This window comes from Aestuariibius violaceus (assembly GCF_040779325.2).
In the GTDB taxonomy this organism is placed as follows: domain Bacteria; phylum Pseudomonadota; class Alphaproteobacteria; order Rhodobacterales; family Rhodobacteraceae; genus Aestuariibius; species Aestuariibius violaceus.
In genome coordinates, this window is sequence record NZ_JBFONT020000002.1 from 800,889 (window position 1) to 824,134 (window position 23,246).

Below are 23,246 nucleotides of genomic sequence, written 5' to 3' on the forward strand. Positions count from 1 at the left end.
ATCTGGCGCGGTCAGGCGGGCCGTGTCACGGTGATCTGTGTTACGTCGCAGTTTCCGCTATGAAAGGTGGCCGCGCAAGAGCAGAGGTAGAAGTTCCACATCCTGCGGAAGCGATTGTCGAAACCGAGTGCGGCAATTTGGTCCCAGCTATCATTGAAGGTGTCGTACCAGCGGCGGAGCGTCTGGCTGTAGCTGTCGCCGAATTCGACGGAGTTGGCGATGCGCAGGCCCGCCTGCTCGATCTCTTCGCGCAGGACCCGCGGTGAGGGCAACATCCCGCCCGGGAAGATGTATTTCTGCACGAAATCGACGCCGCGGCGGTAGACCTCCCACCGCGCGTCCTGGACTGTGATGATCTGCAGCGTGGCCTTGGCGTCGGGCTTGAGGCAGCCATGCAGCGTGTCGAAATAGGTGGGCCAGTAGCGTTCGCCGACCGCTTCGAACATTTCGATCGACGCGATGCCGTCGTAACGGCCGCGTTCGTCGCGGTAATCCTGCATCCGGATCTCGACCTGATCTGAGAGGCCCGCGCGCTGGATGCGAGCGCGGGCGAAATCGTGCTGTTCGCGGCTGATCGTCAGCCCTGTGACCTTGAGGCCACGCTCACGGGCGGCATATTCGGCGAAACCGCCCCAGCCGCAGCCGATCTCGAGAATATGATCGCCGGGCTTCGCCCCCATCTCATCGACCATGGAGACGTATTTGGCGCGTTGCGCTGCCTCTAAGCTTTCCTGGCCAGTCTCGAACTTGGCGGAGGAATAGGTCATCGTGCGGTCGAGCCAGAGGCCGTAGAAGTCGTTTCCGAGATCGTAGTGGTGACTGATGTTTTTCTTCGCCTGCCGCTTGGTGTTCGATGCGAGCCAGAAGCGAAAGCGTTCGAGCGCGCGCGCGATCCCTTGGCCGGGGAAGCCGTCATAGACCCCCTGCCCCGCGACGTGGACGAGATCGAGGAAAGCCATCAGATCGGGCGTCGACCACCATTCATCGAGATAGGCTTCGCAAAAGCCGAGATCACCTTCGCGGATGGTCCGGGCGAAGAGCTCCTGATGGTGGACGGTGATTTCGGCGACGGGACCGGGCTCGCGCCCCTCGAGGCGAAAGCGGCGGCCATCTTCCAGCACGATGTCGAGACGCCCGCGCTCGAGGGTGCCGAGAACGGTGAATACCAGACCAAAATACCGCGGCAGATCCTTCTGCCCCGCTACACTCGTAAGAACTTCGCTCATTTAGGTCCCCGGATCGTCGTCGTTGCGGGGAAAGTAACCCGTTGTTCCGGATGAACAAGCGCGCGTTTACGCGCCGTCAGCACCGAAGTTGTGGAGCCGATCGCACCAGCGCCTGACCCCCGCCTCGCCAAGGCTGTCGACCCGGCCGATGAAAGTCTGGCGGATCGGCCCGACGCCCGAGACGCCAAGGATCGGACGGCGCAGGACCTTGGTGCCGGGTGCGCCGAAATAGGCGCGATAGAAAATTGCGGGCATACCCATGGTGACCACGATACGGCCCGTCTTGTGCTTGAGCATGCGCTTGTAGCCGTTTTCGGTCTTGGCCAGCGCGAAACCGTAGCGGAAGACCTGCTCGATCCACGCTTTCAATAAGGCGGGCATTGTTCCCATCCAGAGCGGAAAGAGAAAGACGAGATGATCGGCCCAGAGGATCGCCTCCTGCGCTTCTGTTGCATAGGCGGGCACGGTGCCACCCTCGAAATCAGCCTGGCTGCGGATGAAGGTGACCGGGGCGTCTGCGATGGCGATCTTGCGAACCTCGTGACCCGCGTCCCGGGCGCCGTCCGCGTAGGCGGTCGCGAGGGCATGGCCCAGATGCGTCTGGTTTGGGTCGGGATGGCCTTGTACGATCAGGATCTTCATCGGCACGCTCCACCAACAAATATCCCACAATTGTCTGTTAGGGCGCGCGCCGCGTTGACGGCACGCAAATCCCTGTCAGAAATCCCGGTTCTCGTAAGCGTTCAGCGCGCGTTTGCGCCCCTCATCCGCGGTCACGATCGGATCGAGATAAGGATCGTTCGGCGACATGTGCCAATGCTCGGGGATCGCCTGAAAATACTCCAGCGCCGTCTTTGACGGGCTGTCGTAGCCCTCAGCGATCCAAGCCGAAACATAGTCGCGGTTCTTGTCGAACTTGTCGAGCTGGGTGACCGGGTTGAAGACGCGGAAATAGGGCGTCGCGTCAGGACCCGATCCGGCCGACCATTGCCAGCCCAGCGCGTTCGACGCCGGATCCCAATCGATCAGATGCTCTTCGAACCAGTCGAGGCCAATTTTCCAGTGACAGAGCAGATGCTTTGTCAGGTAAGAGGCGACGATCATCCGGGCGCGGTTGTGCATGTGGCCCGTCACGTACATCTCGCGCATCGCGGCATCGACGAAGCGGATACCGGTGCGGCCCTGTTTCCACGCTTTCACCTCGGCCTTCCGCTCGTCCTCGTTCCAGGGGAAGGCATCCCAGTCCTCGCGCCAGTTGGCCGTGGTGATGCGCGGCGTATGGTAGACTAGGTGATAGGCGAATTCGCGCCAGACGAGCTCTTTCAGCCAGGTTTCGGCGCCGCCTTTGCCCTCTTCCCGGGCACGGATGCCAGAATGCCAGCAGGTGCGGGGGGAAATCTCGCCATAGGTCAGGTTTTCGCTGAGGTGCGACGTGCCTTCCTTCCATGGCAGATTGCGGGCCGTGTCGTAATCGGCGATGCCGTTCGCGATGAAGCTGCCGAGCCGGGAGGACGCCGCATCCTCGCCCACCGTGACGTAGCGGGCGACGATATCCGCCCCGCGGCGCATGTCCTTGGCAAGGTGCCAGTCGGCGAGATTGTCGCTGTCTGGCCAGGTGTCGGGCGCCGGGATCTTGCCGGGGCGTGAGAGCGGGGCGTCTATATCGGTGCCCTTCACCGCCTTCCACATGGGCGTATAGACCTTATAGAAGCCGCCGGTCTTGGTTTCGACCGTCCAGGGTTCGAACAACAGATGCCCCCGAAAGCTCTCGGCCTCGATCCCGTCCTCTTTCAGCGCTTCCTTGACCTTGGTGTCGCGATCTATCGCGTCGGGATCGTAGAGGCGCGACCAGTAGACCGCGCCCGCGCCCGTCTCCTCGATCAGCTTGCGGAGGGTCGGGAGGGCGTCGCCCCGGCGCAGGATCAGGCGCGAGCCCTTCTCCTCAAGGCTCTTGGCCAGACTTTCAACCGACAGGCCAAGCCGAAAGCGCGGGGCGGCCCCCTGCCCGTCCACCACCTCGTCATGAAGGAAAACCGGGATCACCGGCCCGCCGCGTTTGCAGGCGGCGGTCAGGGCAGGATTGTCGCCCAGCCGTAGGTCGCGGCGGAACCACATCAGAACGGGGCGGCGGTCACTCATTGTCACTCCTGTCGTCTTTGACAGGCTAACCTCGTGCGCGGCGCCGCAGAGGCAAGGGTCCTAACCGATCTTGACCACGACACGGCCCTTCACCTGCCCTTTGAGGATGTCAGCCCCGAGCTTGGGTAGATCGTCCAGCGTGGCAGGCTGAATCATCGCCTCGAGCTTGTCCATCGGCAGGTCTTTGGTGATCCGCTCCCACGCGCGGACACGGTTGTCGTAGGGCTGCATCACGCTGTCGATGCCGAGCAGGTTCACCCCGCGCAGAAGGAACGGGATGACCGTGGCCGGCAGCTGCGGGCCGCCGGCGAGGCCCACTGCCGCGACGCTGCCACCGTAGACAATCTGGGTCAGCACACGGGCCAGCATGGTGCCGCCCACCGCATCGATGCAGCCCGCCCAGGTTTCGCTGTCGAGCGGGCGTTTGGGCGCCTCGGCAAGGTCGTCGCGTGGGACGATCTGGGTCGCGCCGAGGTCTTCAAGATATCCCGCGTTGTCCGGCCGTCCGGTCACGGCGGCGACCTTGTAACCGAGATTGGCAAGGATCGCGGTCGCGACGGAGCCGACGCCGCCCGAGGCCCCCGTGACCAGCACCGGCTCCGGTTTGTCCGGTGACAGCCCGTGATCCTCCAGCGCCATGACCGCCAGCATCGCCGTGAAGCCCGCGGTACCGACCGCCATCGCCTGCCGGGTCGTCAGCCCCTCAGGCAGCGGGACAAGCCAGTCGGTTTTGACCCGCGCCTTTTCGGCGTAGCCGCCCCAATGCGCCTCGCCCACACGCCAGCCGGTCAGGATGACCTTGTCGCCGGGCTTGTAGCGGTCGTCATCGGACGCCTCGACGGTGCCCGCGAAGTCGATCCCTGGGACGTGGGGGTAATTACGGACGAGCCCGCCGCCGGAGCCGATGCAGAGGCCATCCTTGTAATTCACCGTGGAGTATTCGATCGCAACCATGACATCGGCATCGGGTAGGCGGCTTTCCTCGATATCCTGTACGGCGGCATGGGTCTTTCCGTCGTCGTCCTTTTCGACCAGCAGCGCTTTCATCTCGGTCCTCCCTCAGATCCAGAATTTGTCTTTGACGACGGCCTCGCGCTGGCCGTCCTGCGTTTCAACGGTCAGCCTGGTGTCCGGTTTCCAGTGGGTCATGCGGACCATACCGATGGCGACGCCGGTGCCGAAATCGGGCGATGTCGCCGCCGAGGTCACCTGACCCACACGCTCGTCGTCCGCCACAAGGGGCCAGATGCGGTCGCAGGGCGGAAGGGGCCCCATGATTTCGAGCGGGCGCACCTGCCGCACCGGCCCGTCCTTCGCGACCCTCAAAAGCGCATCGCGTCCGACACAGCCGATCGCCGTCTGGGTCGAGCAGAACCGGCCAAGGCCGCATTCATGCGGTGTATTCTCGCGCGTCATGTCGTTGCCGTAGCTGAGAAGCCCGCCTTCGATCCGCTCGATCAGGTTGGGGCACCCTGCCCTGACCTCCAGATCCCTGCCCGCCTCAAACAACGCGTTCCAGAGCGGCATCCCAAGGTCGGAGCCATTCAGATAGATCTCGAACCCGCCCTGTTTGGAGTAGCCCGACCGGGCCACCACCATCGACCGCCCTTCGAAATCAAACATGCCGAACCGAAAGAACCTGAGGTCCCGTACACTGTCGCCGAAAACCCGCGCCATCAGGTCGTCGGCCTTCGGGCCTTGCACGGCGAGCGGAGAAATATCGGGCTCGTCGATCAGAACATCCAGCCGGTAGCCGTAGGCGATCCCCTTGATCCAGAACAGCAAATCGCTGTCGGCGATCGACACCCAATAGCGGTCGTCGGCCAGCATCAGACCGACGGGATCGTTCAGCATCCCGCCGGTTTCGTCCACCATCGGCAGGTAGTAGCACATGCCGGGCAGCATCCCGCGCAGATCGCGGGGCGTGAGCATCTGCATCAGCTTACCCGCGTCGGGCCCGCGCAACTCCACCTGACGTTCGACGGCGACATCCCAGACCTGCACGGCGGACTTGAGGTGGCGGTAATCCTCTTCGGCGCTTTCGAAAACGGTGGGAAGGAGCATGTGGTTGTAGACAGTAAAGGCTTTGACGCCAGCCGCCTCGACACCGTCGGAGAACGGCGTGCGCCGCAACCGGCGCGAGGGAGAGAGGAGCGCCATGGTCAGTCGCCGTCAGGCGTGAAGGGCACGTCGGTGACATAGCCTTCTGCCCCGGCTGCGGTCAGCATCGCGTGGATCTGACCCCGATGGTGGGTCTGATGATTGAAAAGCTGAACAACGCAAAGAGCTTTGGTACGCGTGATCTCACGCCCGACCGAGCCGGAATACCACGTCAGATCCCCCTCGAGATCGTGATCCGATAGCTTTGCTGCCCATCCTGTAATGCGCTGATCCATCGCTTCCCGTGCCGGGCGCCAGTCTGACAGGTGCTCGGTCAGGCGTGGGCTGTCCGCAATGCTGCCGGAGGGGCGCTCGCCACCGTCAAATCGGGCAACCCAGACACCATCGGCCCACAGCAAATGATTGATCGTCGCAAAGATCGACCCAAAGAACGCTCCGCGGTCCCGGCCCAGCTCTCCCGGTGGCAGATCCTCAAGAGCGTCGATCAAGCTCTTGTTCTGCCACGCATTGTAGGCCGCCATCGTCCGGCAATATTCCGCCCCGATCACGGCTTCGGGCCTTGCCAGGAGATCGGGCAGACCTCGGCCGACATACCGCCAAAATCCCAGACCCGGCCATAGTCGCGCACCTTTGATTTCAGCCCCTTGGCCGCGAAGATGTCCGGCCCCATCCAGTATTTGGAGTTCGAGATCACCACGGGATGATCCGGGTCCTTTCCGTCGATCATCTCGATCTCGCCCTGGATCTTGCGACCGATATAGAGGCCGCGCTTGCGGCCATCGCGGACGATTTCAACCTTCTCGCGCTCGGCCCCGATGATCTCGGAAACGAGCATGGTGAAAAGGCCCGTCGTGCCCCCTGCGGCGCCCGAGAAGATCTTGAGGAGGCCGTTATAGGCTTTCTGGCTGGCGCGTTCGTCCACATAGGCCGCGACGCGCCAGTTCCCCTCGGCCATGCGGCCAGGGATATCGACCAGAAGACCGACATTCAGACCGGCGAGGCTTTCCCCCTCGAAATGGCCGTCATCGATGGCGATGGCCATCCAGGCGTGGCAGTGCCCTTCGGTCGGAGGGTGCGCACCCAGCGAGACGACACAAGGGCAGAAGATGGTGCAGGAGCAGTTGAGGAACAGCTCTCCCTCGATCTTCCAGTCGGTCGGCTGCAGCTTCCGGCGCTTGGGATTGTCCATCCGCTGGTCGATCCGCTGACTGATCGGCAGACGGTCGGCCGGTTTCGTCTTTGTCTTGGCCATCTTGCCCTCCCTAGACCAACGCGACGGCAACGCCGCCAGCGATAAGCGCCGCGCCGAGCGGCCTGAGTATCCTGTGCCCGATTTCGGGCAGTTTTTCGAGCACCATGAAGAACGTTGCGAGGCCCATCCAAAGAAAGCTCATCACCCCGCCAACGAACCCCAGCACCATGAAAGCCCAGCAGCAGCCCGCGCAGAATGCGCCGAGGGCGAGGCCCATCCGGAAGCCGCCCACTCCGCCAGGGCGCCAATGGCCGAGGAAGTAGATCGTCGGCGCATGGCAGACGCCATGGCAGATCTCCTTCGCACGGGTGAACTGAAAGAGGCCTCCAGCGATGAGCAACGCAGCCGCAAACCAGCGCGCGGTCGCACCGCCAAGATCATCGATCAGGCCCCAGCGAAGCAGCCCCGTCTGCAGAAGAGAGATCGCCGCGGCGACGCCGATCCAGACCGTCAGGTAGCCGCCGAGAAGCGCAAACCACCCGCCGCGAGAGCCATCGGCGCTGACCATCAGATCCTCGTAGGCGCGTAGGGTCGGCACCATGGTCGGCAGCATCATCGCGGCCATCATGATCGCCCACATCGGGAAGAGCGCACCAAAGGTTGTCATGGGCATCATGTTCATGCCGACGGGCCGCCCGAGCCAGTCGACGCCCGACATCTGAACCGACAGGAACATCACGGCCCAAGCGACCAGGATCGCTGCGAAAAACGCCAGCCACGCTGCCCCTCGCCACGATATCCGACCGCCTGCGATCATGCCGGCCGCCTCCTCCCTGTTTCGCGCCACCTGATCCGAACAGACGCGCCGGCGCAAGAGGAATGGAACACTGGCTTGCCCACATGTCTTGACGGCTTAGCTGTCAGAAAAGGCGGACGGAGCGGTCATGGACATCATCAACTACATTCTCGCAGCGCTCAGCATCGGGTTCGGAATGCTCGGCTGGCTTGCCACCGACTACACGCTCAAGGTCGTGGACTTGCAGGATGGCGGCTCGACCATGGGGCGGTCCGAGGTTCGCGCCGCCTCGGGGGCGCTGTTCGTGGGACTTGGCGTGGGGGCGCTGATCCTTGGGACGCCAGCGGCCTATATGATGATTGGTTTCGCTTGGGGCGGCGGCGCCGTCGGACGGCTGACATCGATCATAATCGATGGGCAAACCCCCAAGAAATGGGGCTTTTTCGCCTCGGAGGCTGCGGTCCTGATTATCGCCGTCTGGAACAATCTTTAGCGTTCTGCCCCTTTTCAGGCATGTTTTTGCAGCCTATATTCGGAATGTCCTTCGGGACTATGGACATAAACGCGCTCGTAATAAGCGGATCGGACCCGGGGGCGGTACCCGGCGGCTCCACCAACATCCTTCGTTTGGGGATCATGGGGCCGAAACAGGATCGACGAACGTCTAAAGGGGTTAGCTTTGTCCCGGTGAGTTACCACCGTTATCGGTACACCTAAGCTAGTTGCAAACGACAACAAAGCTCCGGTGGCCCTCGCAGCGTAAGCTGTGCGGAACATCGAAATCTAAGTCCTAGGGCTTTGCAGCTTTAGGCGGGGTTCGCAGGCACCTGGCAACAGAAGCCTGCATTTTCATTGTTTCCGGACGGTCTCTTGACGCTCGCGTTACGCTCTGCGACCCATCGCATGGGGTTCAGCGCGACGTCACCCCGTGAGGCGGATGCCCAAGGGTCGCATCCTTGATGCTATGAAGGATGCTTTGATGATGCCTCTCTCACCTTCCGGCCTTGCCGACCTTATCGCTTCGTCCGAGCCTATCACGGTGCTCGACCTCTGCCTGGCCGAGGATTTCGCGCTCGACCCCCGCCTGATCCCGACCGCGTCCCGCGTGGACTGGCAGGCGGTCGAGGGGGACGGGCGGGTGATCGTGGTTTGTAAGAAGGGGCTGAAGATCAGCCAGGGGGCGGCCGCGCTCCTCCGCACGCGGGGGGTAGAGGCAATGCATCTGGAAGGTGGTGCCGTGGCCTGGGCCGAGGCCGGTCACCCGATGGTGCCGGTGGCGGACCTGCCGGAAAGCGGCCTCTGGACGATGGCCGACGGGTTTGGCGCCGATGTCGCGGAATGGTTGCTATCGCGGTTCACAACCGGTCAGGTGATCCTGCGCGTGGCGCCTGAGAGCATGGCGGCGGTCGCCGACAGGTGGGCTGCACCCACGATTGAGGATCCCCGCGCCCTGGCCCGGCGCCTTGGCCTCGCCACGCCCGCCATCGAGGCGCTTCTGGATGCGGTGCTGGCCGCGGGAGACGCGCCCCTGAGCCTTCCCAGCCTGATCCGGCATAGCGCGCCGGGGGCCATCCTCGATGCCGCCTACCGCGCCCTTCGCGCACCGGGGGAGCTGTGATGGAGGCGCCCACCCTGCTCGACATAACGCGGGTCGGCCTTCGCATCGGCGTGCTGTCCTTCGGCGGCCCAACGGCGCAGATCGCGCTGATGCACAAGGAACTGGTCGAAGACCGGCCCTGGCTGACGGAGGAGCAATATCTGCGCGCCCTCTCCTTCTGCATGCTCCTGCCGGGACCCGAGGCAATGCAGCTCGCGACCTATGCGGGGTGGCGGCTCAGGGGCATTCCGGGTGGGCTGATCGCGGGGAGCCTCTTCGTCATTCCGGGGGCTGTCGTCATCATGGCGCTTGCGCTGCTCTATGCCCGCTTTGGCGAGGTGCCGCTGATCGAGGCGATGTTCCTTGGGATCAAGGCGGCGGTCGTGGTGATCGTCGCGCAGGCACTCGTCAAGATCGCCAGGCGGGCGCTGACGGGGACGGCGCAACGGCTGATGGCCGTGCTCGGCTTCATCGCGCTTTTCTTCTTTGACGTGCCGTTTCCCGCCGTGATCCTGATCGCCGGGATCGTCGGAGCATTCCTCGCCCGCGGCCAGACGCATGAGCCAACCGGTGCGGGTGTGTCGCCGGCGCGCACGCTCCGCGTCTTTCTGGTGGGCGGCGTGATCTGGGCCTTACCGCTGGTGCTTGCCCTTTCGCTGAACGCCGACCTGCTTGTGGCGGCCTGGACATTCTTCTCCAAACTCGCTGTCGTCACGTTCGGGGGAGCCTATGCTGTCCTCGCCTACATGACGCAGGAGGTGGTGCAGGACCTCGGCTGGCTCACAACGGAACAGATGATCGCGGCCCTTGGCCTGGCGGAGACCACGCCTGGCCCCCTGATCCTCGTGACCCAATTCGTCGCGGCGCTGACGGGCGTATCGCAGGGCGGGACCGGGCTGGCCTTCGCGATGGCAGGCATCACGCTCTGGGCGACCTTCGTGCCCTGCTTCATCTGGATCTTCGCAGGCGCACCCTACATCGACTGGCTCGCCGGGCGGCCAAAGCTGACAGGCGCGCTCACCATGATCACCGCGGCCGTTGTCGGGGTGATCGCGAACCTGTCGCTCTGGTTCGCGCTCCACGTCCTCTTCGCATCGAACGCGGTGGAAGAGGCCGGACCGCTGAGGGTCCTTGTCCCCGACCTCTCCAGCTTCAGCCCCACGGCGCTCGCGCTCACCGCGCTGGCCGCCCTTCTGCTGATGCGGTTCGGCTGGTCGATCCCGCTGGCGCTCGCCGTTCTGGCGGCGGCAGGCGGGGTTGCGGGCGCTCTCTGACCGCCCTCTTCCATCCCAATTCGAATCCCCTATGCTGAGACAACCAGCTGGGGAGCCGACATCGAATGTCACGCAGGATCGACTACGGCAATCTCATGCACCGCGCGATGCGCGGATTGATCCAGCAAGTCCTTGAGGACGTGCAGGAAAACGGCCTGCCTGGAAACCATCACTTTTTCATCACCTTCGACACGATGCACCCGGACGTGGAAATCGCCGACTGGCTGTCCGACCGCTATCCGGGCGAGATGACGGTGGTGATGCAGCATTGGTTCGAGAATCTCGATGTCACCGATGAAGGCTTCGCCGTGACGCTCAATTTCGGCGACCAGCCCGAGCCGCTTTACATTCCCTACGACGCGATCAAGACCTTTGTGGACCCGTCCGTCGAGTTTGGCCTGCGGTTCGAAACCCAGGAAGACGACGTACCCGAGATCGTCGAGGATACACCTGAGGATGAGGCCGCCGAGGAGGAAGAGCCTCACGACGCCGAGATTGTGAGCCTCGACAGCTTCCGGAAGTAGCCTCCCCGTTTTCGTCACAATCGGCCCCTAGGCTCCGCGCAATAGTGCGTAAAGGAGTATGCGATGGCCGAACCCGCTTATGTGACCTTGACACTACCGCTCAAGATCGGGCCGATCGAACGCGGTGATTTCTGGGAAGACCCTCTGTCGGAAAAGCTGGAAGAGCAGGGAATCGGTGCCGTGACCGGTGGCGGCACCATGATGTCTCAGGACGGCGGGATCGAGTTCGTGGATCTCGAGGTCGAGCTCGAGGCGATCGACGACGGGAAGCTCGACGCGCTTGTCGCCGCGATGGTGGCGATCGGGGCGCCGAAAGGCACAAAGATCGTCAATGATGACGGTGAGACGCTTCGTACCCTTGGTTCCATCTCTGTGGTCGGGATCGGTCTCGACGGCACGGGGCTGCCCGACAGCGCCTATGAAGGTTTCGACGCGGACGCGTTCAGTGACGAGATCGTGGCCCAGCTTGGCGAGGGATACAGTTATGGCGGGAGCCATGCCGGGGCGCGATACACGTTCTTCTATTATCACGGTGCAGATGCCGAACGCATAAAAGAGGGCCTAGGCAAGATCGCCGCCGAAAAGCCGATCGGCCAGGGCGCGAAGATCGAGCAGATCGCCTGACACCGGCGAGTTGCGCCCTCAATCTCCCCTCCCTATAGCTGCAGGCAACAGCGAGGGGAGACAGACCAGATGACGGAAACCCGCACCGAGACCGACAGCTTCGGCCCGCTCGAGGTACCAGTCGACCGCTACTGGGGCGCCCAGACCCAGCGGTCGCTGATGAACTTTCCCATCGGCTGGGAGAAGCAGCCCGTCGCGATCGTGCGTGCCCTTGGCGTCATCAAAAAGGCCTGTGCCCAGGCGAACAAGGCGCGCGGCAAGCTGGACGCGCGGCTGGCCGACGCGATTATCGAGGCGGCGGGGGAAGTCGTGGACGGCAAGCTCGACGATCACTTCCCGCTCGTTGTGTGGCAGACGGGATCCGGGACGCAATCGAACATGAACGCCAACGAGGTCATCGCGAACCGCGCGATTGAGATCCTCGGCGGAGAGATCGGGTCGAAGGATCCGGTGCATCCCAACGACCATTGCAACATGAGCCAGTCGTCGAACGACACCTTCCCCACCGCGATGCATATCGCAACGGCCATGACAGCCCGTGATGTCCTTCTCCCCGGCCTCAAGACACTCCACGAAGCCCTTGAAACCAAAGTCAAAGAGTTTGACGGCATCATCAAGATAGGCCGGACGCACACGATGGACGCGACCCCCCTTACGCTGGCGCAGGAGTTCTCAGGTTACGCACATCAGGTCGCAATGGGCATCAAGCGGATCGAAGCCGCCCTGCCCCGCATCTACGAGCTAGCGCAGGGCGGCACGGCAGTTGGCACCGGCCTGAATTCTCCCCAAGGCTGGGGAGAGGAGGTCGCTGCCAACATGGCTGAAATCGCAGGTCTGCCCTTCGTCACGGCGCCGAACAAGTTCGAGGCGCTCGCCGCCCATGACGCCATGGTCGAGATGTCCGGCGCCTTGAAAACCGTCGCCGCAAGCCTGTTCAAGATCGCCAACGACATCCGCCTTCTGGGTTCTGGCCCGCGTTGCGGGCTTGGGGAACTGATGCTGCCCGAGAACGAGCCCGGCTCTTCGATCATGCCCGGCAAGGTGAACCCGACCCAATGCGAGGCGCTGACGCAGGTCTGTGCCCATGTCTTCGGCAATGACGCCGCGGTGGGGTTTGCAGGCTCTCAAGGGCACTTCGAACTGAACGTTTACAAGCCAATGATGGCCTATAACGTGTTGCAATCCGTGCAGCTTTTGGGCGACGCGGCGGTTGCGTTCACCGATAATTGCGTCTCTGGCATCAAGGCGAATGAAGAACGGATCGACAAGCTGATGCGCGAAAGCCTGATGCTCGTCACCGCCCTGGCGCCAGAGATCGGCTACGATAACGCGACGACGGTCGCAAAGACGGCGCACAAGAACGGCACGACACTGCGGGAAGAGGCGATCGCTCTGGGCTTCGTCGATGAGGAGACCTTCGATCGGGTCGTCCGCCCCGAAGAGATGATCGGACCGAAGTGACCGGCAAGGTCATCAACCTGCGCCGGGCGCGCAAGGATCGCGCCCGCGCCGATAAGAAGGCGAAAGGGGATCAGTCCGCAGCCCTTCACGGCCGGGCGAAAGCCGAGCGGGACCTGACGCGGGCCGAGCGGGAAAAATCGGACGCCCATCTCGACGGTCACCGCCGCGACCTGGAATGAGTGGGCGGCCGGTCAAGCGCTCTCTCACCTTACGGGGGCATCGGACAAGCGTGTCGTTGGAAGATGCGTTCTGGACTGCTTTCAAAGAGATCGCGGAGCGTCAAGGAAAGACAATCAATGGCTTAGCTGCCGATATTGATGCGACCCGCGGCGATGTCGGCCTTGCCTCTGCGCTGCGGGTCTTTGTCCTTGACGAGGTTCGGAAGGTCGCACCCGATCAGCCGAGCGCGTAACCCGCCCCGCGCACCGTCCGCAGCGGGTCAGATCCGCCATGCTGCATCAGCGCTTTCCGCAAACGCCCCACATGGACGTCAACCGTCCGGGTATCGACATAGATGTCACGTCCCCAGACCCGGTCAAGCAGCAGATCCCGCGACCAGACACGACCGGGCTTTTCCATCAGCGTCGCCAGAAGGCGAAACTCGGTGGGCCCCAGCTTGATCTCAGACCCGTTACGACTGACGCGGTGGGTCTCGGAATCCAGCAGGATGTCCTCGAAACTCAGCACTTGGCCAACGGTTGCCGGGCGGACGCGGCGAAGCTGTGTCCGGACGCGCGCCATCAGTTCGACGACCGAATAGGGCTTCACGACGTAATCATCCGCGCCGGTTTCCAGCCCCCGCACCTTGTCAATCTCTTCCGACCGGGCCGACAGCATGATGATCGGGATCGACCGTGTCTCGGGCTTCTGCTTCATCCGGCGGCAAACCTCGATCCCCGACAGGTGCGGCAGCATCCAGTCCAGGACGATGACGTCAGGATGCTCTTCCTCGATCAGAAGCAAAGCCTCCTCGCCGTCCTCCGCCTTGCGGACGGCAAAGCCCTCGGCTTCGAGGTTGTAGGCCAGCACCTCCCGCTGTGCCGGCTCATCCTCGACGACAAGAACCTGGGGCTGGGGGCCGGTCATCAGACCCCTTCTTCCGTCACGAAGGGCGTGCGATCGCCCTTGGGACGGCCTTCCTCGGGATGCTCACCCGTGACCAGATAGATCACCTGTTCGGCAATATTGGTGACGTGGTCGCCCATCCGCTCCACGTTCTTGGCGATGAAATGAAGGTGCATGCAGGCGGTGATGTTGCGCGGATCCTCCATCATGAAGGTCAGGAACTCCCGGAACAGAGCGTTATACATCTGGTCGACATCAAGATCGCGGCTGCGCACATCCTCGGCCAATTGCACGTCGCGCCGGATGAAGGCGTCGAGGACGTCCTTCAGCATCTCCTGCACTTCCTTGGCCATGCGGCGCAGGCCGGCCTCCGACCCGTTCATGCGCGGCATCTCGGCCAGGACAGACGTCCGCTTGGCCATGTTCTTGGCGTAGTCGCCGACCCGCTCGAGGTTGGAGCTGATGCGCAGCACCGACAGGATGATGCGCAGATCGGTGGCCACCGGCGCGCGGCGCGCGATGATTGTCGTGGCCACATCGTTGATCTGCTCTTCCAGCGTGTCGATTCGCTTGTCGGCCTCGCGCACCTGTTCCGCCAATTCCAGATCGCGGGTTTCAAGCGATTTGGCTCCGTCGAGGATCGCCACCTCGACCAGCCCGCCCATTTTCACGATCAGCGCCGTGACCTGTTCGAGGTCGCGGTCGAAGGCCGAGGCAATGTGCTGCCCTTCTGTGGTGTTTGTCATGGCTAAACGCTCAGCCGATCTTACCGGAGATGTAGCTCTCGGTGCGGCTGTCCTTGGGATTGCTGAAGATAACGTCGGTGTCGTCGTATTCCACGAGATTGCCGAGGTGGAAGAAGGCCGTCTTCTGGCTGACCCGGGCCGCCTGCTGCATGGAGTGGGTGACGATCACGACAGAGTAGTTCTGGCGCAGATCATCGATCAGCTCCTCGACTTGTGCCGTCGCGATCGGGTCGAGCGCCGAACACGGCTCGTCCATCAGAAGCACCTCCGGCTCCGTGGCGACGGCGCGGGCAATGCAGAGGCGCTGCTGCTGACCGCCAGAAAGGCCGGTACCCGGCTCGTGCAGGCGATCCTTTGCCTCGTCCCAAAGGGCGCTGCGGCGCAGGGCCCGTTCCACGATGTCGTCCAGATCGGACTTGTTCTTGGCAAGCCCGTGGATCTTCGGCCCGTAGGCGACATTGTCGTAGATCGATTTGGGGAACGGGTTCGGTTTCTGGAATACCATCCCCACCTTGGCGCGAAGCTGCACGGGGTCGACGCGCCGGTCGTAGATATCCTCGTCATCGATCAGGATGTTGCCCTCGACCCGAGCAATGCTGATCGTGTCGTTCATGCGGTTGAAGCAGCGCAGGAATGTGGACTTCCCACAGCCGGACGGACCGATGAAGGCAGTGACCGTCCGATCGAGAATGTCGACGCTCACATCTTTGATCGCGTGGTTGTTGCCGTAATAGACCTGAACGTCTTTGGCCTTGATCTTGATGTCGTGCATGGTGTCGGTCGCCTGCGCAGTCACGTGCATGTCTTCCATTGGTCTGACCTCCTACCAGCGGCGTTCGAAGCGGCGGCGGAGGAAGATCGCCAGCGCATTCATCAGAAGAAGGAAAACAAGAAGGGTGATGATAGCGCCCGAGGCCCGTTCCACAAAGGCCGGATCGGCGCGCTGGGTAAAGTTATAGACCTGGACGGGAAGCGCGGTTGCCGGGTCCGTGAAGCCATCGAGACCGAGATCCGGATAATCCCGCACAAACGCAACCATCCCGATCAGCAGAAGCGGCGCAGTTTCGCCCAAAGCCTGGGCGAGGCCGATGATCGTGCCTGTCAGGATGCCCGGCGCTGCCAGCGGAAGAACATGGTGAAAGACCGTCTGCATCTTCGATGCGCCCACGCCAAGCGCCGCATCGCGGATCGAGGGTGGGACCGATTTCAGAGACGCCCGCGTCGCGATGATGATCGTCGGCAACGTCATCAGCGTCAGGACCAGCCCGCCGACCAGCGGCGAGGATTGCGGCAGGCCCGCGAAGTTGATGAAGATCGCGAGGCCGAGGATCCCGTAGACGATGGAAGGGACGGCCGCGAGGTTCGAGATATTAACCTCGATCAGATCGGTGAACCAGTTCTTCGGTGCAAACTCTTCAAGATAGATCGACGCCGCGACGCCAATCGGAAGGGCGAGGACCAGCACCACGATCATCATATAGAGCGAGCCGATGATAGCCACGCCAAGGCCCGCGGCCTCCGGCCGGTTCTCGGACGCGTCCGGGGCCGTGATAAAGCCCCAGTTGAACTGCTTGGCGACGACCCCCTGTTCGACCAGCGCGTCAGTGAGGCGCAGTTGATCAGGCGTCACATTCGCATCACGCTCTGCGCTTTCCATGGTGACCCGCTGAGGCTTCAGGAAACCGCCCTTGAGATACCCGTCGATCCGGCCGTTCGCGAGGATGCGGAACTCTGCGCTGTCGCCAATCCGGTCCGGGTTGTTTCGCACGAAGTCGAGGAACGTCGCTGGCGCCTCGCCCGAGATCATCGCGCCGATATCGCCATCCGACATGCCCTCCGGACGGACGCCAAGCTCATCGACCCGCGCAATGAACGCCTGTTCGAGCAGCGGTTTGATCGTGAAGGTCGTCACACGGTCAAGCTGCCCGTCTCCATCGCTGTCCAGCGTTTCGACCGGCAACGGCACGTCGATGGTGATGAAGGTCTGCTGGAAGGACGATAGGCCGTTGATCAGGATCGACGCAACGAGCGCCAGCAGTGCAGCAACGGCAATTCCGATGGCCGTCAGGCCGTAGATCTGGAACCGTCGCTCAGCCCGGTTACGGCGGCGGGTGCGCTGATCCTCACTAAGGAGGGATCCGGAAACGTCGGACGACGCCGGTGTCGCGGTCGCATCGGTCATTCGTACTGCTCCCGGTATCTGCGCACAATGTAGAGCGCGAAGACGTTCAGCCCCAGCGTCATGACGAAGAGCGTCAGGCCAAGCGCGAACGCCACAAGCGTCTCAGGCGAGTTGAAATCGGTGTCGCCAGTGAGCTGACTAACGATCTTGACCGTGACGGTTGTCATCGCCTCGAAGGGGTTTAGGAATTCCCCCGGCTCGGCGCCGAACTGCGCCGCGGCAGCCCCTGCGCCGAGGACCACGATCATCGTCTCGCCGATGGCCCGCGAGGCCGCCAGCAGGACCGCGCCGACGATGCCCGGAAGGGCCGCCGGGATGATGACCTGGCGGATGGTCTCGGAATGGGTCGCGCCGAGACCCAGCGAGCCATCCCGCATGGCCTGCGGCACGGCGTTGATGATGTCATCAGAGAGCGACGAGACGAACGGGATCAGCATGATCCCCATCACCAGCCCTGCCGTCATGACAGAGGAGGAGGAAGGTCCGAAATTGGGCCACCAGCCCGTAGCATCCTGAACTGTCAGAATTGCATCCCGGATCAAAGGCCCGACCGTGACGAGCGCGAAGAGCCCGTAGACGATGGTCGGAATCCCCGCGAGGATCTCGATCGCAGGCTTGGCCACCGACCGCAGTCGCGGGCCGGCATATTCCGAAAGATAGACCGCCGCGAAAAGCCCCACGGGCACGGCAACCAGAAGCGCGATCAGCGAGATGTAGAGCGTCCCCCAAAGGAGCGGCAGGACCCCAAGGTCTGAATTACCTCGGAAATTGGGTGCCCAACTGCCCGAGAGGAAGAAATCCTGCCACGGATAATCCCGGAAGAAATTCATCGTCTCGAAGAGAAGCGACAGAACGATCCCGATCGTGGTTAAAATCGCGATCGTTGAGGCAAGGATCAGAAGGATGCGAACGGTCGCCTCCACCGTATTTCGTGCCCGGAAATCCTTCTGAGACTGGGCATAAGACAGCGCCGCCCCACCAAGAGCCAGCGCGAGAACCAGCACCGTCATGACGGTGTCGTAGCGACTGCTCAGCGCGCGATACCGTTGGGCGGCGTTCAGGGTCGGACGATCGACGTTCGAGCCGAGCGCCACGCCCACCTCTGCCAACCTGTCGCGGACATTGGTGAACTCGCTGCGGATGTCCCGCGCCTCCGCCTCGGTCATCGCGCCCCGTTCGACCGCGACGTCCAGACCGTCGGCCACGCGGCGGACATCGCTCATCACCAGACTGCGGGTCGACCCGTCGCGGATCGCGTCGTCAGGCAGCGTGTTTGAAACCGCGCCGTTGATCAGGATCGGCTGAAGGATCAGCCAGAGGATCATCAGAAGAAGCGCCGGGACGGTCGCCAGGATGAAGGCGTTCGAGCCGTAATAGAACGGAAGGGAATGCAGGTTGCGCGCATCTCCCCCGGCCGAGGCCAGGGAGCGTCCGCGCGCAAGGAAGAACCCGACGACGCCCAAGGCAAGGACGATCAGAACGAGATAGAGCACAGGCATTCAGGCGCCTCGCGGATCGGAAGGACGTCAGGGAGGGACGGTCCGGCGCGCGCCTCTGCCGCGCCGGACCGGAAGCGATTACATCGCTTCGGACATGGTCACTTCGTTCTCGACCCGGTCCTGCGTCTCAGCAAGTTCGGGATCGGAGACGAGGCCGTACTGGGCCAGCGGACCGTTCGGGCCGGCGATCTCATTGGAGACGAAGAAGGATGCGAAGTCCTTCAGGCCCGGGATCACGCCGATATGCGCCTTCTTGATGTAGAAGTAGAGCGGGCGGGAGACCGGGTATTCGCCAGACGCGATCGTCTCGGTCGAGGGCGACACGCCGCCCATGGTGGCGACTTTCAGGGTGTCGGTGTTGTTCTCGTAGAATGCGAGGCCGAACACGCCGACACCGTTCGGGTTGCTGTCGATCCGGGCAAGCGTTTCGGTGTAGTCACCGTCGATATCGATCGAAGAGCCGTCGGTGCGGATCGCCATGCAGGCATCCTCGGCGGCATCTTCGTCCATGCCCATATCCATCATGGCCTGCATGGCGCCGGTGTCTTCACAGCCCTGAAGAACGACTTTCTCTTCAAAGACTTCGCGGGTGCCGTGCTTGGTGCCCGGAATAAAAGCCAGGATTTCAACATCCGGCAGGGAGCTGTCGACGTCTGACCAGGCGCTGTTCGGGTTGTCGACCATCTCGCCATCGACCGGGATTTGGGCCGCCATGGCCTGATACCACTGGGCCGGCTCGAACTCGGTGAATTCAGGGCCGTCGATCTGGCTGGCGAAGACGATGCCGTCATAGCCGATGCGCACTTCGATGATATCGGTCACGCCGGCTTCGGCGCAGGCCTGGATCTCGCTCTCGCGGATCGCGCGGGAGGCGTTCGCGATGTCGATCGTGTTCTCGCCGACACCCTCGCAGAAGCGCTTGAGGCCAGCCGAGGAGCCGCCCGATTCGACGACCGGCGTCGGGAAGTCGAAGTTCTCGCCGAAGGCTTCGGCGACGATCGAGGCATAGGGCAGAACCGTCGAGGACCCGGCGACCTGAACATTCTCGCGCGATTGGGCGAAAGCCGTCGTTGCACATGCTGCGATGGCCAGGGACGAAACGGTCAGTTTCGTGAAGGACATGTATCACTCCTGTCTGTCAGAACACGGCCGCGAGCAGGCAACCGTCTGGCGTCCGAATAGGGGCGCTCGGCTGCGCTTTTGTGACACTTATGTAAACCTTTTATGACAGCCAGCGATGACGTACCGTCAGAAGGTCAGCGGCAGGATGACGGAAAAGCGGCTGCCCTCGCCCTTTTCGCTCGAGATGCGCAGGCGCCCACGATGGCGATTGACGATGTGCTTGACGATCGCGAGGCCCAGCCCGGTCCCGCCCATCTCGCGCGACCGGTGGCTGTCGACACGATAGAAGCGCTCGGTCAGGCGGGCGATGTGGAAATGGTCGATCCCCTCGCCATCATCAATGACATCGACGCGCGCGCCCGGACCCCGCAACGAAGGATCGCGGTCCGAAGTCGTCAGCCGGACCGTGACGCAACCGCCGTCTTTGCCGTATTTGAGGCCGTTCTCGATCAGATTCACAAAGACCTGCCGCAATTGGTCCGCATCACCTGGTAAAAGCACCGGATCCTCAGGCAATTGAAGGTCAATCGTGCTGCCGACCTCCTCGCTGAACGGCTCCAACGCGCTGGCGGACCCCTCGATGATCGCCCGCAGATCCACCCGTTCGGTCGGGCGCACCCGTTCGTCCTGCTCGACCCGTGAGAGCGAAAGAAGATCCTGAACAAGCCGCGACATCCTCTCCGCCTCACGTCGCATGATGCCAAGGAACCGCGCCTGCGCCTCCGGATCGTTGCGGGCCGCGCCGGCCAGCGTTTCTATGAAACCGAGCAGCGCTGTCAGCGGCGTTCTCAACTCATGGCTTACATTCGCTACGAAGTCCCGACGCATCTGCCCGGCCTCTTCCTTGGCCGAGATATCCTCGAAGGTCAGAAACGTAACCGTTCCCTCCTCCAGGTCTACAGGCGCAACGGCGACGGACCACGTCGTTTCCCGTCCTGCCTCACTCGACAGGTAGCGGGCGGTGCGTTTTGATCGAGTTGTAATGGACTGCTCGATCGCGTCCAGCAGGCCAGGCTGGCGCAGGGCGGTGATATAATGCCGCCCGATCTCGGCCGATCCCAGCAAGGTGCGTGCGGGGCCGTTCAGCGTGACGATGCTCTCCGACGCGCCGATCACCACAATCGGGAGTGGAATTGCATCACACGCATTCTGCCAATCAGGCGTTGAGTTACGGTTCAAAATCGTTGTTTGCCCTGCAATTGTGACACATTGTAAGTCTATGAGACGTCAGCTATCGCGATCGTTAACGCATGGCTTCGGCTAGTCTTACGCCATAGCTCGGCAGCGCGCCGCAAGCGGGATAATTGAATGAGCTACGAAAGCAAGAGACGTGTCTGACAGGCCGGAAGGAGTGGACGAGCCAGTCATGCTTGTCGTTGGCGACCTTAAGGGCTGGCTCAAGGCCGGCCGTTCGCTCCCGGCCGGACCCGGTCTCCATTTCGTGGGATTTGACGACCTTGATGCCCGCCGTCTTGCCGAAGTTGCGCCGGACATTGTTCTTTCCGCCCTCCTCGCGCCGGATTTCGACGTGATCGACCTGGCGTTGCGGTTGGACGAACTTGATTTCACCGGACGCTACCGGGCGATCAGCGACGACATCCCCTCCCCCGGCGTCGTGGTGGCGGAGGTCCGGCAACACGCCCCGGGGGTCGATTTCGACGTCCTTCTGATCGGCACGATCGGGGCGACCGTGGATATCCACTAAGGCCTCGTTCCAACCAGCCTGCCTGCAATTCCGACCAGAATGTCCTCGAACGCTTCGGACATCGGGTGCGGAACGCCGCTGGGCGAGCGGAAGATGCCATAAGAAATCTCGGGCCCGTCGCCCCAGGACAGCAGGCACACGCGGCCGCCCAATTCCGGGTCCAGCGCCATCGCGTCAGCAAAGGTAAACCCAAGCCCTTCGGCGACCAGCCGGTACGCCGACGCACCGGTCGACACTTCATGGCGCTGGCGCAGAGTTATGCCTTGCTGGTGCAAGGTCGCCTCCACCCGGCGGCGCACCACGGTCGACCGGTCAAGGGCGATATAGTCCCGCGTCTCCAGATCACGCGTGTCTATCCGGGCCTGCGCCGCGAGCGGATCATCGGCTGGCAACAGGACCCCCAGCCGCACAGACGCGATTTTGCGCACATCGACATCAGGCGATGGCGCCGGAAGCGCCGAGACACAGATATCAAAGTGGTCCTGCAGCACCCTGCGCCCCAGATCCCGACGTGGCTGCACCTCCAGCTTGACGGGAACCGCCGGATGATCCCGCGAAAAGGCGGCAATGGCGGCCAAGACCAGCCCGTTGACGAGCCTCTGGTGGCAGATGATCCGCAAAGCTGGCGGCGCGTCCTCGCGAAGCTGCTCGAAAAAATCCGGCAGGGAATCGACCTGCGACAGCAGCCGGATCGCCTCGGGCAGGAACGCTTCGGCCTCGACAGTAGGCGTTAACGTCCGGCGGCTGCGCAAGAACAGCGCAACGCCGAACTCCTCCTCCAGCAAATGCAGCATTCGGCTTGCGGCAGACTGACTGGTATTCAACGCTTCCGCCGCCCGCGCCAGCGTGCCCAACTCCATGACCGAGACGAATATCCGAAGAGACCGAAGGTTCATATCTTCGACTTTCTGAAAGTGATATGCCAATAATTCTATTTTTTCGCATTGATGCAAGGCGCTAAGGTTCGCGAACAATAACGCACGCAAGCAACCTCGGCGTGCATCACGGGAGGTCACATGGATCGTAGAGCTTTTCTCTCTGCTTCGGCGGGGCTTTTGGTGGCCGGAACGGCCTTGCGGGCAGACTGGTCGCCACGGCGCCCGGTCAATGTCATTCTGCCCTACTCCGCGGGTGGCGGCACCGACGCTTTCGCACGCGCTGTCGCGGCGGCGGCTGACGGGATGCTGCCGGTTCCGATGGTGGTGAACAACGTCTCCGGCGCAGGCGGCATCACCGGCGCAATCGAAGCGTCGCGCTCACGACCCGATGGCAGCACGATCATGATCACGTCGGCCGGATCCTTCCTTCTGACGTCGATGCTGCGCGAGACAGAGGTTACCCCGTTGGACGACTTCGAAATCATCGCCCAGATCGGCGACCTCGACCCGGCAATCCTCGTCCCTGCCAGCAGCCCGTTCCAGACGCTGGCCGATCTTGTCGACTTCGCCCGGGCCAATCCGGGGCAGTTGCGCTGGGCGCATAATGGCCGGGGCGGCGCCCACCATGTAGCGGGGCAGAGCTTTCTCAACGCAAACGGGATCGAGGCAACGGATGTGCCCTTTAAAGGCGGCGGACCTACGCGGGCTGCGGTGATCGGCGCACAGGTCGATTTTGCCACCGTCGGCATCCAGCAGGCGGCCGGTTTCGAGAATGAGCTGCGGGTGCTGGCGCTGCTCGCGCCCGAACGGGACGGCATCGCCAGCGACGTCCCGACGGCAGTCGAGCAGGGCTTCGATTATGTCGAGGTCAGCTCTCCCATCATCGCCTTCGCACCACTTGGAACCGACCCCGAGATCGTTGCCAATATGCAAGACCTCTTCCGCAACGTCGCCGGGTCCGACGCCTTCCGCGACACGATGCGCGAACGTGGCAATATCCCTGAATTCCTCCCCGGAGATGAGGCGCGAGCGCGCCTGGAACGCCTGCGCGACGACACGACAGACGTCATCGCTGCCCTCCGCGCGGAGGGTTAG

General features: G+C 62.9%; 26 protein-coding genes and 1 other RNA gene. 11 read left to right on the forward strand and 16 right to left on the reverse strand.

The features are described from left to right. Positions 1–11: 11 nt before the first annotated feature. From AADZ90_RS11165 to AADZ90_RS11200, 8 genes are all read right to left on the reverse strand, one after another. Positions 12–1,226 (reverse strand): class I SAM-dependent methyltransferase, encoded by a 1,215-nt coding sequence (locus AADZ90_RS11165; protein ID WP_367310071.1) that lies wholly within the window; start codon positions 1,224–1,226, stop codon positions 12–14. Positions 1,227–1,292: 66 nt separating this feature from the next. Beyond that, positions 1,293–1,868 carry an NAD(P)H-dependent oxidoreductase gene (locus AADZ90_RS11170; protein ID WP_367310072.1) on the reverse strand — a complete coding sequence of 192 codons (576 nt, stop codon included), beginning with the start codon at positions 1,866–1,868 and terminating at the stop codon, positions 1,293–1,295. 75 nt (positions 1,869–1,943) lie between these two features. Next, positions 1,944–3,365 carry a cryptochrome/photolyase family protein gene (locus AADZ90_RS11175; RefSeq protein WP_367310073.1) on the reverse strand — a complete coding sequence of 474 codons (1,422 nt, stop codon included), beginning with the start codon at positions 3,363–3,365 and terminating at the stop codon, positions 1,944–1,946. A gap of 60 nt (positions 3,366–3,425) precedes the next feature. Continuing rightward, complete coding sequence (locus AADZ90_RS11180; protein WP_367310074.1) at positions 3,426–4,412, reverse strand: MDR family oxidoreductase; 987 nt, start codon at positions 4,410–4,412, stop codon at positions 3,426–3,428. Positions 4,413–4,424: 12 nt separating this feature from the next. After that, positions 4,425–5,525: a dimethylsulfoniopropionate demethylase gene (locus tag AADZ90_RS11185; RefSeq protein WP_367310075.1), complete on the reverse strand. Its 1,101-nt coding sequence runs from the start codon at positions 5,523–5,525 to the stop codon at positions 4,425–4,427. Positions 5,526–5,527: 2 nt separating this feature from the next. After that, the gene (locus AADZ90_RS11190) at positions 5,528–6,034 is read right to left on the reverse strand and encodes a DinB family protein (RefSeq protein WP_367310076.1); all 507 of its coding nucleotides are present in this window, start codon (positions 6,032–6,034) and stop codon (positions 5,528–5,530) included. Continuing rightward, positions 6,031–6,738 carry a DUF1326 domain-containing protein gene (locus AADZ90_RS11195; protein ID WP_367310077.1) on the reverse strand — a complete coding sequence of 236 codons (708 nt, stop codon included), beginning with the start codon at positions 6,736–6,738 and terminating at the stop codon, positions 6,031–6,033. The genes AADZ90_RS11190 and AADZ90_RS11195 overlap by 4 nt, the downstream gene beginning before the upstream one ends. A 10-nt stretch (positions 6,739–6,748) precedes the next feature. Continuing rightward, a complete protein-coding gene (locus AADZ90_RS11200; RefSeq protein WP_367310078.1) occupies positions 6,749–7,495 on the reverse strand; it encodes a DUF2182 domain-containing protein in 747 nt (248 codons plus the stop codon). Between the two features lie 127 nt (positions 7,496–7,622). Here AADZ90_RS11200 and AADZ90_RS11205 point away from each other — a divergent pair, with 127 nt between their 5' ends. The 9 genes from AADZ90_RS11205 (at position 7,623) to AADZ90_RS11245 (ending at position 13,366) form a co-directional block, all read left to right on the forward strand. Continuing rightward, positions 7,623–7,967, forward strand: a complete 345-nt coding sequence (locus AADZ90_RS11205; RefSeq protein WP_367310079.1) for a DUF4345 family protein — start codon at positions 7,623–7,625, stop codon at positions 7,965–7,967. 7 nt (positions 7,968–7,974) lie between these two features. After that, positions 7,975–8,322: a transfer-messenger RNA gene (gene ssrA, locus AADZ90_RS11210) on the forward strand. Positions 8,323–8,453: 131 nt separating this feature from the next. Further along, on the forward strand, positions 8,454–9,092 hold the full coding sequence (locus AADZ90_RS11215; protein WP_411997002.1) for a rhodanese-like domain-containing protein: 639 nt from the start codon (positions 8,454–8,456) through the stop codon (positions 9,090–9,092). Further along, positions 9,092–10,345: a chromate efflux transporter gene (chrA, locus tag AADZ90_RS11220; protein ID WP_367310081.1), complete on the forward strand. Its 1,254-nt coding sequence runs from the start codon at positions 9,092–9,094 to the stop codon at positions 10,343–10,345. The genes AADZ90_RS11215 and chrA overlap by 1 nt, the downstream gene beginning before the upstream one ends. 65 nt (positions 10,346–10,410) lie before the next feature. Further along, a complete protein-coding gene (locus tag AADZ90_RS11225) occupies positions 10,411–10,869 on the forward strand; it encodes an SspB family protein (protein ID WP_367310082.1) in 459 nt (152 codons plus the stop codon). Between the two features lie 63 nt (positions 10,870–10,932). Further along, positions 10,933–11,493, forward strand: a complete 561-nt coding sequence (locus AADZ90_RS11230; RefSeq protein WP_367310083.1) for a hypothetical protein — start codon at positions 10,933–10,935, stop codon at positions 11,491–11,493. Positions 11,494–11,562: 69 nt separating this feature from the next. Next, positions 11,563–12,954, forward strand: coding sequence for a class II fumarate hydratase (gene fumC / locus AADZ90_RS11235; RefSeq protein ID WP_367310084.1), 1,392 nt, complete (start codon positions 11,563–11,565; stop codon positions 12,952–12,954). Next, a complete protein-coding gene (locus AADZ90_RS11240) occupies positions 12,951–13,133 on the forward strand; it encodes a DUF4169 family protein (protein ID WP_367310085.1) in 183 nt (60 codons plus the stop codon). The genes fumC and AADZ90_RS11240 overlap by 4 nt, the downstream gene beginning before the upstream one ends. Continuing rightward, positions 13,130–13,366 carry a ribbon-helix-helix domain-containing protein gene (locus AADZ90_RS11245; protein ID WP_367310086.1) on the forward strand — a complete coding sequence of 79 codons (237 nt, stop codon included), beginning with the start codon at positions 13,130–13,132 and terminating at the stop codon, positions 13,364–13,366. Before AADZ90_RS11240 ends, AADZ90_RS11245 begins: the two co-directional genes overlap by 4 nt. Here the strand turns inward: AADZ90_RS11245 and phoB are convergent. The 7 genes from phoB to AADZ90_RS11280 form a co-directional block, all read right to left on the reverse strand. Then, positions 13,351–14,040: a phosphate regulon transcriptional regulator PhoB gene (gene phoB, locus AADZ90_RS11250; protein WP_367310087.1), complete on the reverse strand. Its 690-nt coding sequence runs from the start codon at positions 14,038–14,040 to the stop codon at positions 13,351–13,353. The genes AADZ90_RS11245 and phoB overlap by 16 nt on opposite strands. Then, positions 14,040–14,765: a phosphate signaling complex protein PhoU gene (gene phoU, locus AADZ90_RS11255; RefSeq protein ID WP_367310088.1), complete on the reverse strand. Its 726-nt coding sequence runs from the start codon at positions 14,763–14,765 to the stop codon at positions 14,040–14,042. The genes phoB and phoU overlap by 1 nt, the downstream gene beginning before the upstream one ends. 10 nt (positions 14,766–14,775) lie before the next feature. Continuing rightward, positions 14,776–15,576, reverse strand: a complete 801-nt coding sequence (gene pstB / locus AADZ90_RS11260; RefSeq protein ID WP_411997003.1) for a phosphate ABC transporter ATP-binding protein PstB — start codon at positions 15,574–15,576, stop codon at positions 14,776–14,778. Between the two features lie 12 nt (positions 15,577–15,588). Further along, a complete protein-coding gene (pstA, locus tag AADZ90_RS11265; RefSeq protein ID WP_367310089.1) occupies positions 15,589–16,947 on the reverse strand; it encodes a phosphate ABC transporter permease PstA in 1,359 nt (452 codons plus the stop codon). After that, positions 16,944–18,446 carry a phosphate ABC transporter permease subunit PstC gene (gene pstC, locus AADZ90_RS11270; RefSeq protein ID WP_367310090.1) on the reverse strand — a complete coding sequence of 501 codons (1,503 nt, stop codon included), beginning with the start codon at positions 18,444–18,446 and terminating at the stop codon, positions 16,944–16,946. Before pstC ends, pstA begins: the two co-directional genes overlap by 4 nt. A gap of 78 nt (positions 18,447–18,524) precedes the next feature. Further along, a complete protein-coding gene (locus AADZ90_RS11275) occupies positions 18,525–19,568 on the reverse strand; it encodes a substrate-binding domain-containing protein (RefSeq protein ID WP_367310091.1) in 1,044 nt (347 codons plus the stop codon). Positions 19,569–19,694: 126 nt separating this feature from the next. Further along, the gene (locus AADZ90_RS11280) at positions 19,695–20,684 is read right to left on the reverse strand and encodes an ATP-binding protein (protein ID WP_411997004.1); all 990 of its coding nucleotides are present in this window, start codon (positions 20,682–20,684) and stop codon (positions 19,695–19,697) included. Between the two features lie 250 nt (positions 20,685–20,934). Between AADZ90_RS11280 and AADZ90_RS11285 the strand changes: the two genes are divergently transcribed. Continuing rightward, entirely contained in the window at positions 20,935–21,273 is a 339-nt protein-coding gene (locus tag AADZ90_RS11285) for a hypothetical protein (RefSeq protein ID WP_411997005.1), read from the forward strand. Here the strand turns inward: AADZ90_RS11285 and AADZ90_RS11290 are convergent. Further along, positions 21,270–22,289, reverse strand: coding sequence for a LysR family transcriptional regulator (locus AADZ90_RS11290; RefSeq protein WP_411997006.1), 1,020 nt, complete (start codon positions 22,287–22,289; stop codon positions 21,270–21,272). The genes AADZ90_RS11285 and AADZ90_RS11290 overlap by 4 nt on opposite strands. Here AADZ90_RS11290 and AADZ90_RS11295 point away from each other — a divergent pair, their 5' ends adjacent. Continuing rightward, positions 22,290–23,246, forward strand: coding sequence for a Bug family tripartite tricarboxylate transporter substrate binding protein (locus AADZ90_RS11295; RefSeq protein WP_367310095.1), 957 nt, complete (start codon positions 22,290–22,292; stop codon positions 23,244–23,246).

What these genes read in the sequence shown, in the direction of transcription:
- AADZ90_RS11165 (WP_367310071.1), bottom strand. Translation starts at nt 1,226, where the DNA reads ATGAGCGAAGTTCTTACGAGTGTAGCGGGGCAGAAGGATCTGCCGCGG.
- AADZ90_RS11170 (WP_367310072.1), bottom strand. Translation starts at nt 1,868, where the DNA reads ATGAAGATCCTGATCGTACAAGGCCATCCCGACCCAAACCAGACGCAT.
- AADZ90_RS11175 (WP_367310073.1), bottom strand. Translation starts at nt 3,365, where the DNA reads ATGAGTGACCGCCGCCCCGTTCTGATGTGGTTCCGCCGCGACCTACGG.
- AADZ90_RS11180 (WP_367310074.1), bottom strand. Translation starts at nt 4,412, where the DNA reads ATGAAAGCGCTGCTGGTCGAAAAGGACGACGACGGAAAGACCCATGCC.
- AADZ90_RS11185 (WP_367310075.1), bottom strand. Translation starts at nt 5,525, where the DNA reads ATGGCGCTCCTCTCTCCCTCGCGCCGGTTGCGGCGCACGCCGTTCTCC.
- AADZ90_RS11195 (WP_367310077.1), bottom strand. Translation starts at nt 6,738, where the DNA reads ATGGCCAAGACAAAGACGAAACCGGCCGACCGTCTGCCGATCAGTCAG.
- AADZ90_RS11200 (WP_367310078.1), bottom strand. Translation starts at nt 7,495, where the DNA reads ATGATCGCAGGCGGTCGGATATCGTGGCGAGGGGCAGCGTGGCTGGCG.
- AADZ90_RS11205 (WP_367310079.1), top strand. Translation starts at nt 7,623, where the DNA reads ATGGACATCATCAACTACATTCTCGCAGCGCTCAGCATCGGGTTCGGA.
- AADZ90_RS11215 (WP_411997002.1), top strand. Translation starts at nt 8,454, where the DNA reads ATGATGCCTCTCTCACCTTCCGGCCTTGCCGACCTTATCGCTTCGTCC.
- chrA (WP_367310081.1), top strand. Translation starts at nt 9,092, where the DNA reads ATGGAGGCGCCCACCCTGCTCGACATAACGCGGGTCGGCCTTCGCATC.
- AADZ90_RS11225 (WP_367310082.1), top strand. Translation starts at nt 10,411, where the DNA reads ATGTCACGCAGGATCGACTACGGCAATCTCATGCACCGCGCGATGCGC.
- AADZ90_RS11230 (WP_367310083.1), top strand. Translation starts at nt 10,933, where the DNA reads ATGGCCGAACCCGCTTATGTGACCTTGACACTACCGCTCAAGATCGGG.
- fumC (WP_367310084.1), top strand. Translation starts at nt 11,563, where the DNA reads ATGACGGAAACCCGCACCGAGACCGACAGCTTCGGCCCGCTCGAGGTA.
- AADZ90_RS11245 (WP_367310086.1), top strand. Translation starts at nt 13,130, where the DNA reads ATGAGTGGGCGGCCGGTCAAGCGCTCTCTCACCTTACGGGGGCATCGG.
- phoB (WP_367310087.1), bottom strand. Translation starts at nt 14,040, where the DNA reads ATGACCGGCCCCCAGCCCCAGGTTCTTGTCGTCGAGGATGAGCCGGCA.
- phoU (WP_367310088.1), bottom strand. Translation starts at nt 14,765, where the DNA reads ATGACAAACACCACAGAAGGGCAGCACATTGCCTCGGCCTTCGACCGC.
- pstB (WP_411997003.1), bottom strand. Translation starts at nt 15,576, where the DNA reads ATGGAAGACATGCACGTGACTGCGCAGGCGACCGACACCATGCACGAC.
- pstA (WP_367310089.1), bottom strand. Translation starts at nt 16,947, where the DNA reads ATGACCGATGCGACCGCGACACCGGCGTCGTCCGACGTTTCCGGATCC.
- pstC (WP_367310090.1), bottom strand. Translation starts at nt 18,446, where the DNA reads ATGCCTGTGCTCTATCTCGTTCTGATCGTCCTTGCCTTGGGCGTCGTC.
- AADZ90_RS11275 (WP_367310091.1), bottom strand. Translation starts at nt 19,568, where the DNA reads ATGTCCTTCACGAAACTGACCGTTTCGTCCCTGGCCATCGCAGCATGT.
- AADZ90_RS11285 (WP_411997005.1), top strand. Translation starts at nt 20,935, where the DNA reads ATGCTTGTCGTTGGCGACCTTAAGGGCTGGCTCAAGGCCGGCCGTTCG.
- AADZ90_RS11295 (WP_367310095.1), top strand. Translation starts at nt 22,290, where the DNA reads ATGGATCGTAGAGCTTTTCTCTCTGCTTCGGCGGGGCTTTTGGTGGCC.